At 50.3% G+C, this 16344-nt stretch carries 12 protein-coding genes; 4 read left to right on the top strand and 8 right to left on the bottom strand.

Features of this window, described 5'->3' with window-relative positions; all coding sequences use genetic code 11:
- The first annotated feature begins 59 nt into the window (after positions 1 to 59).
- The 4 genes from JQX58_RS07685 to JQX58_RS07670 all read left to right on the top strand — a co-directional run bounded on the left by JQX58_RS07685 (position 60) and on the right by JQX58_RS07670 (position 6792).
- On the top strand, positions 60 to 1232 hold the full coding sequence (locus JQX58_RS07685) for an efflux RND transporter periplasmic adaptor subunit (protein ID WP_204146250.1): 1173 nt from the start codon (positions 60 to 62) through the stop codon (positions 1230 to 1232).
- A complete protein-coding gene (locus JQX58_RS07680; RefSeq protein ID WP_204146249.1) occupies positions 1222 to 3156 on the top strand; it encodes a MacB family efflux pump subunit in 1935 nt (644 codons plus the stop codon). The genes JQX58_RS07685 and JQX58_RS07680 overlap by 11 nt, the downstream gene beginning before the upstream one ends.
- On the top strand, positions 3157 to 4500 hold the full coding sequence (locus tag JQX58_RS07675; protein ID WP_204146248.1) for a TolC family protein: 1344 nt from the start codon (positions 3157 to 3159) through the stop codon (positions 4498 to 4500).
- A gap of 138 nt (positions 4501 to 4638) precedes the next feature.
- Positions 4639 to 6792, top strand: a complete 2154-nt coding sequence (locus JQX58_RS07670) for a TonB-dependent receptor domain-containing protein (protein ID WP_204146247.1) — start codon at positions 4639 to 4641, stop codon at positions 6790 to 6792.
- 99 nt (positions 6793 to 6891) lie between these two features.
- Here the strand turns inward: JQX58_RS07670 and dkgB are convergent, their stop codons facing one another.
- The 8 genes from dkgB to JQX58_RS07630 form a co-directional block, all read right to left on the bottom strand.
- A complete protein-coding gene (gene dkgB, locus JQX58_RS07665) occupies positions 6892 to 7695 on the bottom strand; it encodes a 2,5-didehydrogluconate reductase DkgB (RefSeq protein WP_204146246.1) in 804 nt (267 codons plus the stop codon).
- 112 nt (positions 7696 to 7807) lie between these two features.
- Positions 7808 to 8650, bottom strand: coding sequence for a xanthine dehydrogenase accessory protein XdhC (xdhC, locus tag JQX58_RS07660; RefSeq protein ID WP_204146245.1), 843 nt, complete (start codon positions 8648 to 8650; stop codon positions 7808 to 7810).
- A complete protein-coding gene (gene xdhB, locus JQX58_RS07655; protein WP_204146244.1) occupies positions 8650 to 11010 on the bottom strand; it encodes a xanthine dehydrogenase molybdopterin binding subunit in 2361 nt (786 codons plus the stop codon). Before xdhB ends, xdhC begins: the two co-directional genes overlap by 1 nt.
- Complete coding sequence (xdhA, locus tag JQX58_RS07650) at positions 11003 to 12445, bottom strand: xanthine dehydrogenase small subunit (protein WP_204146243.1); 1443 nt, start codon at positions 12443 to 12445, stop codon at positions 11003 to 11005. The genes xdhB and xdhA overlap by 8 nt, the downstream gene beginning before the upstream one ends.
- 116 nt (positions 12446 to 12561) lie before the next feature.
- Positions 12562 to 13110 (bottom strand): M23 family metallopeptidase, encoded by a 549-nt coding sequence (locus JQX58_RS07645; RefSeq protein WP_204146242.1) that lies wholly within the window; start codon positions 13108 to 13110, stop codon positions 12562 to 12564.
- 238 nt (positions 13111 to 13348) lie between these two features.
- Positions 13349 to 13873: an NADPH-dependent FMN reductase gene (locus JQX58_RS07640; RefSeq protein ID WP_420827040.1), complete on the bottom strand. Its 525-nt coding sequence runs from the start codon at positions 13871 to 13873 to the stop codon at positions 13349 to 13351.
- Positions 13874 to 13896: 23 nt separating this feature from the next.
- Positions 13897 to 15174, bottom strand: a complete 1278-nt coding sequence (locus JQX58_RS07635; protein WP_204146241.1) for a methyl-accepting chemotaxis protein — start codon at positions 15172 to 15174, stop codon at positions 13897 to 13899.
- Positions 15175 to 15207: 33 nt separating this feature from the next.
- Positions 15208 to 16119, bottom strand: a complete 912-nt coding sequence (locus JQX58_RS07630; protein ID WP_204146240.1) for a cache domain-containing protein — start codon at positions 16117 to 16119, stop codon at positions 15208 to 15210.
- Positions 16120 to 16344 lie beyond the last annotated feature (225 nt).

Below are 16344 nucleotides of genomic sequence, written 5' to 3'. Positions count from 1 at the left end.
CCTCTTTTCATAACCTCTTATATCGGCCCATGCGCCGTTTCTAACGTGAGTAAGTACTTATGACTTTCCGTCGCTCTTGGCTAACAGTCAGCATTTGGTTGCTTGTCTTAGGCATTCCCGCAGCAACTGGCGCTTGGTATGTGTTCGCGCAACAAGATGCGCAACCTAGCTGGCGCACTGAACCCATCGTACGCGGTGATATTGAGATCAGTGTCGCCGGCACAGGCACACTGGAGCCTTCAAATTACGTCGATGTCGGCGCCCAAGTGTCTGGCCAAATCGAGACACTTTATGTGGAAGAAGGCGATGAAGTACAACAAGGTCAGCTGTTGGCAGAGATCGATGCCACCGTATTTGAAATCGACGTCAACCGCTCGCAAGCCAGCCTTGAGAACCAAAAAGCGCAATTGGCGCAGCTTGAAGCGCAACTGGAGCTTTCGAACACTCGCATCGAGCGCGACCGTCGTTTACACCAGCGCGGCGCGGTCAGTGATGATGCACTACAGTCCGCAGAAACCGATATTGTGATTTTAAAGGCCCGTATTGCCGCGATTGAAGCACAAATAAAAGCCAGTCAAGCAGCGCTTGATGGTGATGTGGCAACGCTTTCTTATAGCCGCATTTACGCCCCAATTGATGGCACCGTCAGCAGTATTGAGGTTCGCGTTGGACAAACCTTAAATGCTAACCAAAGCGCCCCCACCTTGATGACGATTTCCAGTCTAAAGCAGATGACCTTGCGCGCAGATGTCTCAGAAGCCGACATTCATAAATTAAGCGAAGGTATGGCGGTGCGCTTCTCAACCTTAGGTAACCCTGACGTCTTTTACCACTCAACGCTCAATACTATTTTGCCCACGCCTTCGGTCAACAACGATGTGGTGCTGTATCAAGTGCTCATCGATGTCGATAACCAAGCGGGCAAACTAATGGATGGCATGAGTACGCAAGTTTTCTTTATTCAGGAGCAAGCCGAAGATGTGCTGATGGCACCGTTAGCCAGTATTGCCCAGCGCCCGCGCGGCAGCCTGGCATTTGTTCCCGGCGCTAATGGCGAGCGTGCGAGCGTCAAAGTCGAAACCGGCATTCAAAATCGTACCCATATTGAAATCACCTCTGGCTTAGAGGCGGGCGATCTGGTGATTTCGGGTAATCAAAATGCCCCCAGAGGCAATCAAGCCAGCAGTTTGACCGGCAACCGCCCACCAATGGGAGGCCGCCGTGGCAACTAAGCCTCCATTGTTGCTACTCGAGCACATTGAGCGCAGCTATCGCAACGGCGACGCGCATATCAAAGCCTTAAACGATGTGTCACTGACCATCGAGCAAGGCGAGTTCGTCGCTATTATGGGTCAATCTGGCTCTGGTAAATCGACCTTGATGAACATCCTTGGCTGCCTCGACAGCCCCACTTACGGGCGCTATTGCATCAATGGCCATGATGTTAGTCAGCTCGATACCAATCAACTGGCCGCACTGCGCCTCAAAACCTTTGGTTTTGTGTTTCAGCGCTATCAGCTGTTGCCAGCCTTGAGCGCCCATGAAAATGTGGCGTTACCCGCTTTGTACGCCAATACGGCCAAATCAGCGCGGCGCGAGCGCGCCTTTGCCTTACTGCAACAGCTAGGACTTGAAGGACGCGAGCAGCATAAACCAAGCGAGCTCTCTGGTGGTCAGCAACAGCGTGTGTCGATCGCCCGTGCGCTGATTAATGGTGCAGAAGTCATTCTGGCGGACGAGCCCACCGGCGCCTTGGACTCACAGAGTAGCGAGCAAGTGCTGGCGCTGCTCAGCGAACTCAATCAGCAAGGCGTGACCGTGATTCTGATCACTCACGACGCCCATGTGGCGGCACAAGCTAAGCGTCAGATTCATATTCAAGATGGCACGATTTTATCCGACAACGGTGCTCCTACCGAGACAGAGGCAACGCCCACCGCCGCCAAGGAAACACTGCGCCCGCTACCGTCGATTGCCCTGAGCGAAGCCGTGACAATTTCCTTTCGTGCCTTGTTTGCCAACTGGTTTCGCACCCTACTGACCTTGCTTGGCGTGGTCATTGGCGTCGCGGCAGTAGTCGCCATGATGGCCATCGGCGAAGGTGGTAAGCAACAAGTGATTGATCGCATTGAATCCATGGGCACCAATTTGCTGATGCTGCGCCCTGGTGGCGCCAACATGCGTAACTCCGGTGACATTGCTACCCTCACCTTGGACGATGTCGAGGCTCTCAATGAACTGCCTGAGCTCGTCGGCATTGCCCCAGAACGCGAAGCACGCTCGACCATTCGTTACCTAAACCGTGATTATCGCAGCAAGATCATGGCGACCACGCCTAATTATCTGCACATCCGTGATTGGGAAATTGCCCAAGGAGTGATGTTTAGAGAGCGCGACAACGCCGATAAAGCCCCAGTGATCGTGATCGGCGCTACCATCGCCGAGTCGCTGTTTCCTGAGCAAAACGCCATCGGCCAGTACGTGATGATGAAAAACAGCCTCTATCAAGTGATAGGCGTACTAACCGCTCAAGGCGCCTCGGCAGGCGGCATGAACAACGACGAAGTGGTACTTGTGCCTCTGCAAACCGGCCTAACAAGAGTATTTGCTGGGCGCTACCTAGGCGGGCTGACCATTAAAGTTAAAAGTGGTGAAGATCTTGAGCAGGTCGAACAGACCATTCGCCAATTGCTTATTGAGCGCCATGGCAAAGAAGACTTCGGCATTTTTAACACGGCCTCCTTGATTGAAGCCGTGTCCGAAACCCAAAACACCATGACTATGTTATTAGGCTCAATTGCCGCCATCTCTTTGTTGGTCGGCGGTATTGGCGTGATGAACATTATGTTGGTGAGTGTCACCGAGCGACGACGTGAAATCGGCTTGCGTTTGGCCACAGGCGCCAAGCCCAAAGACATCTTGCGTCAATTTAATATCGAAGCGTTAGTGGTGTGTTGTAGCGGTGGCGTGATCGGTGTGTTACTAGGCGTGGGCGCGGCCTTGTTCATCGCTCGCTTTGATATTGCCATTGCACTGGCGTGGCAGCCGGCGGCACTGGCGTTTGCGTCGGCCTTTTTGGTGGGACTTATTTTTGGTCACGCACCAGCTCGTAAAGCGTCGCGTCTTAACCCTATCGATGCTCTGGCGGAGGAATAAATGAAACATCTGATCAGCGCTGGTTGCGCACTGTTATTACTTGGCTGTAGCAGTAGCTCTGTCTATCAAGCGCCCAAGCCACCAAGTTTGGCGCAAGAACAATACGGCTACAGTGCCTTTACCCCAGATCAATGGTTAAGCTTTAGCTCTTTGGATCTGGCGTTTTTACTGCGCCAAGCGTTTGCGCAAAACTGGGACGTACAGGTTGCAGCACAGCGCCTACAAAGTGCGCAATTAGCCCTGGATCTTGAACGTGCCAATCAAGGCATCAGTGCCAGTGGCAGCCTCAGCGCCTCACAATCCAGCTCTAGCGCGGATGTCAGCCACTATTACCAACACTCTGAAAGCCTTTCCTTTTCAGCACGTTACGAGTGGGACCTATGGGGAAAACTACAGGCCCAAGAAGATCAGGCCGCCCTTGCCGCCAGCATCAGTGAGTGGGATTTAGAAGCGGCTCAGATCTCTCTGACCGCCAACCTCATCCGCCAATACTTTAGTTATCTAGCGACCAAGGAACGCCTTGCTATCAGTCGGCAAAACTTGGCTTCTGCACAAGAAAGCCTTGAATTATACGACTTACAATACGATGCCGGCGTGGTCTCTAAAAGCGATCTACTGCGCCAGCAAAGCACAATTTTAAGCCTTGAAGAGCGTGTCGAAACCTTAACGCTACAACAGCGTGATCAACAGCGCGCCATCGCCCTACTGGCGGGCATCGATGAGTGGGTAGAGCAACTCCCTGATACCGTTTTATCCGATATTGTGGTGCCCGAGATTGCGCTTAATCAGCCGGCACAGCTGCTGCGTCAGCGTCCGGATCTAAAAGCCGCCAAAGCCAATGTGCGCCAAGCGTTTTTGACCAGCCAAGTGACTCAGCTAGAGCGTTGGCCTAATCTGTCTATAAGCCTCAGCCTGCGCCCTTCGGATCTGTACGACTTGGCCGAGCAGTGGGCTATCGCATTGTCTGAGTCGATCAGTATGACGCTCTATGATGGCGGCGCACGCACTCTCAATGAACAACGCGCAGCCATTAATGAGCGCATTGCTCAGATCAATTATCAAAGCACCGTACGCACCGCTCTAGAGGAAGTAAAAGACAGTTTAAGTAACTATCAGCAAAGCCTTGTCAGCTATCGCTACCAACTGGCATCGTACGATAATTTGCAGCAGCAAACCGATATTATTGAGTACGAATGGCAAGAAGGCGTTAGCGAAAAATCCGACCTGATCAGCGCCCAACGTAGCCTTTACAGCGCCGAGGAAGCTTTAATTTCTAATAAGCTCAATGTGTTACAGGCCATTACTGAAATATACCAAGCTAACGGCACTGTTCCGCAATTGTAAACAAAACGTTCCGTGAACTATTAATGATAATCGTTATCAAGTGCATTTAAATATCATTATTGATATGCCATCATGTATATAACCTTACATATGTGCACAAAATCTTTAAAAAACGATTAATACTGGAGAATACACGGAATGAAACGCTCGATGATTGCGGTGGCAGTAGCACTCGCCTCAGGCACACTTTACGCTGACGAACAGCTCGATACCCTAGTGGTAGAAAGCACTCAAGAAACGGAATTACAAACAACCGATAAAGCACGCGTAAGTGAAGCCCATGGTGCGACCACTATTACGAGCGAAGATATTGAAGCAGTTCAAGCGTCTAACTTAGCTGATGCATTACAGAATAATGCCTCCATTCAAATAGATGAAGTAGGTGGCTCACGTGGTAGTGAAATTACTGTACGCGGTCAATCTGGAAAAGCTGTTAGTGTTCGCGTTGAAGGTGCTCCAAACAACCGTAGTCAAATCATGCATAAAGGTAGCGCCGATCGCGACACTATCTGGCTTAATATGGATATGTATGAATCCATTACCGTGATTCCTGGCGCTGCTGCTAACACCTATGGCAATGGCTCAACAGGTGGTGTGCTGCTACTGGAGACCAAAGACCCAGAAAGTATTATTCGTGAAGGTCGAGATTGGGGCGCAAACCTTCGTTACTCTCACGAGACCAATGGCGAAGCAAACGGAATTAGCGCCGACGTGGCGAAGAAATTCAACGACAAATTCTCTGCAAACGCGACCATTTCAGCCAAAGATACTAAGGCTTATGAAGACGCCAACGGTTATGAAACTAACAATGGAAGCACTGGCTCGGAAGATTTGAGCTACTTGGTTAAAGGTGTTTTCACTCCTGATGAAGAGCAAAGGTTAGAAGCAAGTATCCTTGAAAACCATATGGAATACTCTGATTTTGACGATGACGGCTCTGAAACCAAAAAAGAAAACAAAGACCAAACACTATCTGCTCAATACACCTATAACCCGAAAGATAATGATCTTGTTGACTTAAAGATTAGACTCTCGCGTTCTGATGGCGATCAAGAGACTGATAATGGCACTGGCGATTGGGAGGAAAATGGTGGCGTAACCACTACTTATGCAGAGATTGAAAACACAAGTGTATTATTTCCTACAAGCAACACCATGCATATCGTACGCTATGGCCTAGATTATACTTTCGATGACATTCGTATGATTTATAGTAATGATGATGGCTCAGCAAAAGTTGCGGAACGCACCTCTATTGGAGGCTATTTAAGTGACACAATCCATATTGGTGAAGGTTTAGAGCTGGCTGGTAGCCTCCGTTACGATCAATATGACGCGAGCTTCAATAGTAATGATATTGAAGGCGATGGCTCGCTTAACTCCAAGTTATCTGCTCTTTGGAAGCCATTCGAAGACACCTCTATCCATGGTTTAGGCTTTACAGCATTAGTTGGCTCAGGCTACCGTTCTCCTGCCATTTATGAGATTTATGGCAAAGGCTTCCCTGAAGAACCATTCTCTGGCTCGGATGTTAACGGTGATGGTATCTACGAGACAGGCAACCTTACGGGCTGTATGGATGGCCATGGCAACTGGTGTGTTATTCCCAACGAAAACTTAACAGGTGAGACCTCATTAAACTCAGAAATTGGCCTAACATTCGAACGTATGGGGGTTTGGCAAGCACAAGACCGTGTCAACGCAAGTATGACCTACATTCATAATGACCTAAAAGACAAAATCTACAACGATACCTTAGGTACATTAGATCAGAACTTGGGCACATATAACGGTCGCCCTTATGAAGTGCGTCGGTTTGTTAACAAAGATGAAGCCGCTGTCTTTGGTTGGGAATTAACAGCTGGTTACGATAGTGAGTTTTTATTTGCTAAATTCTCTTTCCAAGATATGGCTGGTTATGTTGTTGAAGATGACGGCTCAAAAACGAAAGATAACAACATGGTTCCTCGCAGCGTCAGCGTTACACTTGGCACTTACTTCAATGACCAAAAAGGTCGCGTAGGAGTGGACACAAAGTACCGCAAGGGTCGTAAGTATGAATCTACCTTCCGTGGCAACACCAGAACAGTCGAGTACAACAGTTACACAGTCTATGATGTATTCGCTTCGTATCAGTTTACTGATAATTTTAGTGCGCAACTTCGAGTCGACAACGTAACCGACGAATTGTATAGCAAAAGCCAAACTTCAACAGACGATAGTACCGGCGCTGATACCACTTCTTACCAACCGGGCCGCAATTTTAAGCTAGGCCTAAACTACCGCTTCTAAACAAAGCTACCGAAGTTCCTTTTGAAAACCGCGATTGTCCATCTAGTGTTTTCTTTCTATTCAGCCGCCCATTAGGGCGGCTTTTTTTATAGAAAATGCTTATTCGTCCCAGGCAGGTGCGAAGTCTGGGTCCACTTGGCGGTCACCACGATCAAGAGTGGAGATTTTGGCCATATCTTCTGGATCTAGCTCGATCTTTAAGGCAAAGATGTTGTCTTGTAAGTTTTCGCGCTTGGTAGACGATGGGATCACCGTCAAACCTTGCTGTAGTGCCCAAGCAATCACCACCTGAGCCGGCGTCGCTTTGTGCTTATCAGCGATGCGGTGAATCTCTGCATCTTTCAATACTTTACCCACGGCAAAGGGCATGTAACCTGTGATATGAATGCCGGCTTTGTCAGCGTAGTCACGAATCTTGGCGTTTTGCAGGTATGGATGAACCTCGATTTGGTTATTGGCCAACACACCTTTAGGCAGGATCGATTGCGCTTTTTCTAATAGCTCAATGGTAAAGTTAGAGACGCCGATATTTTGCGTGAGGCCTTGCTCTTGCGCTTTAAGCAATTCACCTAGGTATTCTTCCATACCTTCGCCATTAGCGGGGGTCGGCCAATGGATCAATAACAGGTCGACGTAATCTAGCTGTAGTTTTTTAAGGCTCTCATGCACGCTTGGCAGTAAGTCCTCTTTGCCCATATGGTCCATATGGATTTTGGTGGTGACAAATAACTCTTCACGTGGCACACCGCTGTCCGCGATAGCACGACCAACCTCTTCTTCGTTGTCGTACATTTGCGCGGTATCGATATGACGAAAGCCTTCTTCCAGCGCCATTTGTACTGAGTTATAGGCGGTCTCGCCTTTTAAACGGAAGGTTCCCATACCCAAATTTGGCATTTTCATAAAGCTCTCCTTATCTAGTGTCTAGATGGCTGCGTAATGATTAAGTGACTTTTATACTAACCACCAACCGACACTGACTTCCTGCAATAAAGACGCAACTTCCGTGAAAGCGCTAGGGGCTGTCCAATCCGAGCTCTTCGGTGAGCGCTGCCCAAGAGAGCGCATTGTGCTGCTTTGAAGGTTGCTGCTGGGCCGTCTGGTAGTGGGCGATCAACTGCCCCACAATCGAAACCGCCACTTCCATCGGGCGCTTACCCGGCACTTGCTCAAGCCCTACTGGGCAGGTCAGTCGAGCGATCTGCTCGGCTTGAAACTGGCGATGCGTGAGACGCTGGCGAAAGCGCAGCGCTTTGGTATCTGAGCCGATCACTCCAACAAAGCTTAGGTCGTCGCGCTTAAGGGCCGCCTCCGTCAATTCATAATCCAACTGGTGATTATGGGTCAACACCAACATGTAGCTGCCCGGCTTGGCGCGACTGAGTTCGCCTACGGGATCATCGCTCAAGCACTGCTCGACATTATCAGGGATTGCTTCGGGGAACTGCTCTAAACGGCTGTCTACCCAGTGCACACGCAAGGGTAATTCGGCCAGTAGTGGCATCATGGCTTTGGCCACATGCCCCGCCCCAAACAACCATACATCGAGGCCGCGTTTGGCAAAATATTCGAACAGCACCAATACTTTACCACCACAGCATTGCCCCAACGTGGCGCCGAGCGGATAGCTTTCGATATGCTGGCAGTCATACTCGGTGAGAAGCAGTTCGCGCGCTTGAGCAATGGCTTTGTACTCTAAATGCCCGCCGCCGATGGTGTCGAAACTGGCGTCTGCGGTCACCACCATTTTGCTACCATTTTCACGAGGCGATGAACCGCGGGTACCGATGACCGTCACTAAGGTATAAGCCTCGCCAGTGCGTTGCAATTCGGCAACTTTATTCGTCCAAGCGTCCATCAGCGGCTCTCCTTTTGTGCTTCTATATTGGCTTGTTTGGTCATCATGATCGCATTCAGCACTCGCTCCGGCGTCGCCGGCGTATCGAGAGGCGGGCTGACGTTATAACCTGACAGCGAAGAGATAGCATCACGCAGTGCCGCCCACACTGAGATCGCCAGCATAAACGGCGGCTCGCCAACGGCTTTGGAGTGATACACGGTTTCTTCATCGTTATCACGCTCAAACAGAGCCACATTAAAACGCTTAGGCGTGTCGCTGATGGCAGGGATTTTGTAGGTGGCTGGGCCATTGCTGGTCAATACGCCTTTGTCGTTCCACTTCAGTTCTTCGGTGGTAAGCCAACCCATACCTTGAATAAAGCCACCTTCGATCTGACCGCGATCCACCGCAGGGTTTAAGCTGCGACCGACATCATGCAGGATGTCCACACCGAGCACTTTGTATTCGCCCGTTAGGGTATCCACCACCACTTCGGACACGGCAGCACCGTTGGCAAAGTAAAAGAACGGACGCCCTTTGGCTTGCTCGCGGTCGTACCAGATTTTTGGTGTTTTGTAATAACCCGTTGCAGACAAAGACACGCGGTTTTCATAAGCAAATAACGCCGCATCGGCAAAGCTCATGGACTCGGTTTGATCGCCCCAGTAAATGCGGCCATTAGCAAACATCACCGTTTCAAGTTCGCAGGCTTTTTGCTCAGCGATGCATTCTGCGATGCGCTGTTTTAAAGTCAGTGCTGCGTTTTTCGCCGCTTGGCCATTTAGATCCGTACCACTCGACGCCGCGGTGGGCGAGGTGTTGGGCACTTTATCCGTTCTCGTCGCAGTGATCTGGATTTCATTAGGATCAATGGCTAAGGCTTCAGCGACAATTTGAATAATCTTAGTATGCAGCCCTTGGCCCATTTCCGTGCCACCGTGATTCACTTGAATGCTGCCATCGGTGTAAATATGAATCAGTGCCCCAGCTTGGTTAAGGTGTTGTAGGGTAAAGGAAATACCAAATTTTACCGGCGTTAAAGCGAGGCCGCGCTTGAGCACGCGACTGGTTTTATTCCACTCAGTGATCTCATGACGACGGGCGCGATAATCACTGCTTTGCTCCAGTTTTTCGATCAGCTCAAGCAAAACATTGTGCTCCACTTTTTGATGGTAAGGCGTGGTGTCACGACCTTCACCGCCATAGAGATTGAGCTTGCGCACATCCAATGGGTCTTTACCCACCACACGCGCAATATCGTCCATAGCACGTTCAATAATCATCATGCCCTGCGGGCCGCCAAAGCCACGAAACGCAGTATGCGAAACCGTATTGGTCTGGCAACGATGCCCTGCAATCGCCACATCACCTAGGAAATAAGCGTTGTCCGCGTGGAACATGGCGCGATCGACAATGGCATCAGAAAGGTCCGCCGAGTGACCACAATTGCCCGCGACCATAATGTCTGCCGCTTGGATCAAACCTTGTTCATCAAAGCCAATGTCATAGGTGTTGTAGAATGGATGACGCTTACCGGTCATGCTCATATCGTCAACACGCGGCAAACGTAATTTCACCGGTTTGCCCGTTTTCAACACCAACGCCGCCGCCATACACGCCCACGCCGCTGCTTGGCTTTCTTTACCGCCAAAGCCGCCGCCCATACGACGCATATCTACCGTGATACGGTTCGCAGGGACATTAAGCACTTCCGCCACCAGCTTTTGCACTTCACTTGGATGTTGCGTCGAGCTGTACACCAACATACCGCCATCTTCGGCTGGCACGACCAGCGCCACTTGGCCTTCTAAATAGAAATGCTCTTGACCGCCGATGTGTTGCTCAGCTTTTAGACGTAACGGCGCTTTGGCTAACGTGGTATGGGCATCGCCATAGTTCATGAAGTGCGATGGCCGCACAAATTGTTGCGCGTTTAAAGCCTCGATCACATCAAGCGTGGCAGCTTGTTCATCGTATTCGATCTGGGCTTTTTTCACGGCGCGACGCGCTTGTAACTCAGTATCAGCAACCACCACAAAGATTGGCTGACCTTGGTATTTAATCTCCTCAGAGGTCAAAATCGGATCGCCACCAAATACCGCACCGATGTCCGTATGCCCTGGGATGTCTTCGACCAAGAGCACATCCACGACGCCTTCGCTTTGGCGCACGGCGCTAAGATCCATTTGCTTAATGCGACCTTTGGCAATGGCGCTGTAGCCTACCGCGCCATACAGCGTGCCACGTGGTTCAAGCATATCGTCCACATAGATCGCTTCGCCCGCCACATGTTTCGGCGCACTTTCATGTTTACGTGAGACGCCCGTTGCACCACCGGTTTGGGTGGCCGTGCTGCCGGTTGCTTTAAGATTACGCATACTGCACCACCTCCATGGCTTCATTGGTCGGATTATCTTGCTCAAGGACAGCGCGTAGTAGAAGGTTTTGCGCCACTTGTAGACGGTAAGCACCTGAGGCTCGAACATCATCAATTGGACTGAAATCTTGGCTTAACGCTTGCTGCGCCGTTTGTATTCCTTGTTCGGTAAAAGGCTGTCCAATTAAGGCTTGCTCTGCATTGAGAGCTCTTGCTGGCGTTGCTGCCATACCACCAAATCCGAGGCGCGCATCCGCGACCACACCGTCTTCTAATAGGATCGAAAACGCGGCACACACCGCAGAGATATCATCGTCTAAGCGTTTGGAAATTTTATACACCTGCACTAAGCGTTCTGGTTGCAGCGGGATTTCAATGCTTTCAATAAAACCCATCTCTGGCAGTTTAGTTTGACGGTAGCCAGTAAAGAACTCGCGGATGGGCAGGGTTTGACGACCCGCTTGTCCACGTACATGTAGCACAGCATCTAACGCTAACAACACAGGCGGCGTATCGCCAATCGGAGAAGCGTTGGCAATGTTGCCACCTAATGTGCCTTGGTTACGTACTTGCAGTGAACCAAGGCGCTCAAGCAAATCAGCAAAGCTTGGGAAGTGTTTGTGTAGCAGTGCTTCGGCATCACTGTAGGCTACCGCTGCACCGATCTTGAGACAGTGCTCAGCCACTTCTATTTGTGTCAGTTCGGCCACACGGCCAGTGTAAATAATGGTCTCTGGCTGATGAAGCTGCTGAGTGATGCTTAATGAGAAATCGGTGCCGCCTGCTAGCAGCTTAGCATCAGGATGAGTTTTGAGAGCATCAAGCAGTTCATCACTATTAGTAGGGATAAGGAATTGGCGTGTGCCGTACTGCAACGAGCCACTTGGCTGCTGTGAGCGAATCGCATTTAAACGCTCAACAGTTTGCGCTTCTTGCTTGGCAAAGGCGTCTTCTGAGCGGTTACCCGCAAGGCTTAACGCGGCATCAATAATCGGGCGGTAACCGGTACAACGACAAAGGTTTCCGGCTAATGCACGCTCTACGTCAGCGCGAGTGGGTTGTTCATAGTTCTTATAAAGAAAGAACATCGACATGATAAAGCCTGGCGTACAAAAGCCACACTGAGAGCCATGCAAGTCCACCATGGCTTGCTGCACTGGGTGCAACGCACCCTGCTCTTTTAGATGCTCAACGGTGACCAGTTGCTTACCATGTAAGCTGCCAAGAAGCGTAATACAGCTGTTGATATGGCGATATTGCAGGCGACCTTCGATGACGTCAGCCAACACCACGGTACAGGCACCACAGTCACCCGAAGCACAGCCTTCTTTGGTCCCGCGTTGCTCAACTTTGGTGCGAAGGTACTCCAGTACCGTCGTGTCTGGGGAAATGTGGTCGACGGTGACTTCGCGGTCATTGATTAAAAAACGAATCATACTGCCTGCTACTCCTATGCATACCGTTATTATGCCCTGTTTAAAGCGTCAGGGAAGCAAATAAGGGCTTCATAAGCTTAGCAGGAATCCTGCCAACATTAACCAAACGGTCAAATCTATGGAGTGACGATCACCGGTGCCAGATACTCGATCGGGTTGAGCCAATAAGCTTTTTGTTCACCCAAGGTTGAATCATCAATGCGCGACTCATCGGCGATCATGCTGCGAATGCCGTAGTGCAAATGCGGTGGTTTGCCTTGGGCATTACCTGAACTGCCCACGGTACCCAACGGTGTCCCCGCTGCTACATAGCCACCCAAACCTTCTTCAATGGTGTCTAAGTGGGCGTAATAATGCATACGCCAATTAGGCCCAAGCGCCCAAATATTTTTACCGCCGCGACGGCTATCGTTGACCGACATAATATAATGGTTGGTGGCCGCTACGACTGGCGTTCCGCGGTCGGCAAAAATATCCATGCCTTTGTGCACCAGCGACTCGCCCCAAGGCTCATACCAAAAAGTTTCGGGGTGCCAATCTCGTGAGGTCGCGCCGACTACCGGCATCACTTTGGGCTCTTGCCAGCGCTCCGAGACAAACCACACGCCATAAGCGGCGCTGCCAACCAGTGCCAATACCAACAAGATTACTATGGCCTTTTTCATCTGTGCTTGCTCCTGCCCGTTGCCTAATACCACTATTGGCAATCCTAGTCGCGGACTCAAGCGCAAATGAATAAGAACTAAGGTGTAACCTTGAAAGTCGTTAACGGGGCGCGTTGCGCTCGTCTGGCGAACGCACAAACGCCTCACTCGTGGCAAATGGGTCACTCTGTTGACGCTGGCTATCACAGGCCTGAGCCCACCACAGAAGCTGACTAAACGTACGGCCGAAGTAACCCTGCTATTGATCGGAACTCGCTTCGGCCAGCACGCTACCCTGCTCGTCAAAGACCTCTTGCGCCTTGGGCACATGAATCATGGCCGACACTGGCAAACAACCCAGCTCACTTAGAAAGGTACGCATGCCTACTGCGGCGCGCATACCGCCCCATTGCCCCGCCGAATAGGTCACAATCGCACTGGGTTTAAACGAAAACAGCGAACTACCAAAATGGTTGAGCAAATGGGCCAACGCAGGGCTCATAGAATGATTGTATTCGGGGCTGACCATAACGTAACCATGGGCCTGCTCAATCTTCTGCGCCAACGCGTCTAGATCGTCAGGTACTTTGCTTTTGGCGTAAGCGAAATGCGGTTTAAATATAGCGTCTTGGCTGTAATCCAGCGGATCAATCAGCTCAAAGGAGTGTTCTGGGTAGGCATGTCCTAAGACTTGTAAGCAAGCTTTGGCAACGCGCTCCCCCAGCCGCGCAGGACGCGGCGGCGTGGAGGTGCGAACAGAGCCTAAAAAGATTAAAAAATGCATCAGCGTCTCATGTTAAAGGAGTATCAACTCACTTTAAAACGATCCACCAAGACATTCAAATTACCCGATAGTCGCGCTACTTCTTCACTTGAGTTAGAGATTTCTTCAACGGTCTGCTCAATCTGTGAAGAGCTGGCGCTCAGTGATTCGACATTGCCACTGATTTCGCTGGTGACCGAAGACTGCTGCTCCGCGGCGCTGGCGATTTGCAGCGTCATCTCGTCTACATGGTCCACTTGCTTAGCGGCTTCGTTCAACAACACAGCACTCTGACGGCTTTGTGACGCGACTTCACCAGAGGTTTCAATACTACGATACACTAAGGTCTGCGCTTCTTTCGCGCCGTTTTGTAGCAAGGCGATAATATTGGCAATTTGCTCTGTCTCTTTCTGCGTATTTTGCGCTAGTGTGCGCACTTCATCCGCCACTACGGCAAAGCCGCGACCACTTTCGCCGGCGCGTGCTGCCTCAATCGCCGCATTCAATGCCAACAGATTGGTTTGATCCGACAGCCCTTCAATGCTGCTAAGCACTGCCGAAATTGACTCAACTTGCTGTGCCAGATAATCAACTTTTTGGCCAGAGGTGTGCAGCTCTTCGGTCACATTTTCTAACGCGTTTGAAGCAGCGTTAGCATATTGTGCGCCTTGGGAGACCTTGCTTTTGGCCTCTTGCGTGGCTTGGGCCACACTCTGAATGGTTTGCGATACTTCGCTTGAAGTCGAACTTAACTGCGAGGTCGCCGCAGCAATATGCGTGGTGTTGGCATTTTGCTCACGAATCGCGCCGCTGGTTTGCTCAGAAATGACAGCAAGCTCTTGTGCTGTTTGTGATTGACGTTGTGCACCGTGACGAATCTCAGCCACCAAGTCAGTTAAACTCTGCGCCATAAGCGCCATTGAGCGGTACACGCTTGGCTCTTGGGTGGCATTAAAGTTCACCGTTAGATCCCCTTGCGCAATGCGATCAGCGATGTCGCGCATAGTGCTGGGCTCAGCCCCTAAAGGACGCAACACCATGCGGCTTACTAGCAGTGCGACTATTAGACCAACAACAGCTGCCAATATGACCAAGGCGATGCTCACCCAGAGCATTTGATTACGCGCCGCCATGGCTTCTGCTTCATCCATTTCGGCCAAGATGCTCCAACCTAATCCAGCAAAAGGCAAAGGCGCATACGCAGATAAAACCGGCTCACCGTTGTAATCTTGGATGATTTGAGTGCCACTTTGTTGGCCTTGGGCAGCCTGTACTGCAGCAGTATCCACTTGACCTTTAGTTGGCTCTTTAAAGGACGCCATCACAGAGTGATGCTCGGGATCTAAATAAGAGTCCTAACGCATTAGATTATCTGGGCCGACAAGGTAGGTTTCCCCTGTTTCTCCCAAGCCATCACGCTCCTTCATGACAGCATTGAGTTCATCGATCGGAAACTGCGCAACGAGCACACCGACACGCTCACCGTCTTGGAAGATAGGCGAAGAAATAAAACCTGCCGGCGCATCATAGGACGGCACATATAGCGAGAAATCCGTTACCGCTACTCCTTTTGCTGGCTGCGCTAAACCTTGTTGGTAAGCTCGTGCTAGGCCTGAATCTTGATATGGACCAGTATTCAGGTTGGTGGCAAAATCGAGCTCTTTAAAAACGCTATAAACAACGGTACCTTGTTGATCGATCAGGAAAATATCGTAAAAACCGAAGCGCTGCTGCACTTCTCGCATATACGGATGGAAACGGCGATGCTGAGCACTGTAAGCACTATCGCTGGCATCTGCTCGCAGCTTATCCTTTTGTCCAACCGGATGAGGATTCTGGGTAATATACTGGTACTGGTAATAACGGGCTTGAGGTGACAGTTGCGTCATCAAACGACTGGCATCTTGCGCTCCAACAGCCGTATTTTGTGCTTGCCAGCGCGGTAAAAACTGCCCTTGGTAATAACCCGTTAATGCTGTGTCGACAGCACTATCATCGATTTCTGGTAGGTTGTAAAACGTCTCCGCAAAGGTTTCTAGCGCATCATTAACATCTGGGCTTTGCGCCAAGATTTCCACTTCATGCGCCAAGGTTTCAAGGTAATGGGTGACGGTAGAGGCTTTGGCACTACGCACGGAAGATAAGTGATCAAAGACTGACTGGGAAATCGCCTGCGCCGAAACCCAGGTTAAAATAGCCGCTAGTATCAAAGCTGGCAAAATCCCCACGGCCAACAAAATTACCATTATCTTGCGCTTGAAGCTCATTTTACCGTCCTTTTTGAGTCAAAATTGTCCTAAAGATTCACGCAAAGGAATAACCCTATAGGACATTCATTACTGCGAGTTATAATTAAGTAACGGCAAATATAGCGCAAAAACATTTCACAAATAAGACTGATTATCATCTTATTTTATATATTTACGACATTTTGTTGACGCAAAAAAAAGCCCCTATCTTGCGATAGGGGCCTAGATGAGACATCACAGATT

The sequence above is a fragment of the Marinomonas ostreistagni genome, from assembly GCF_016888445.1.
In the GTDB taxonomy this organism is placed as follows: Bacteria; Pseudomonadota; Gammaproteobacteria; order Pseudomonadales; family Marinomonadaceae; genus Marinomonas; species Marinomonas ostreistagni.
This window is presented reverse-complemented; position numbering and strand designations above follow the sequence as displayed.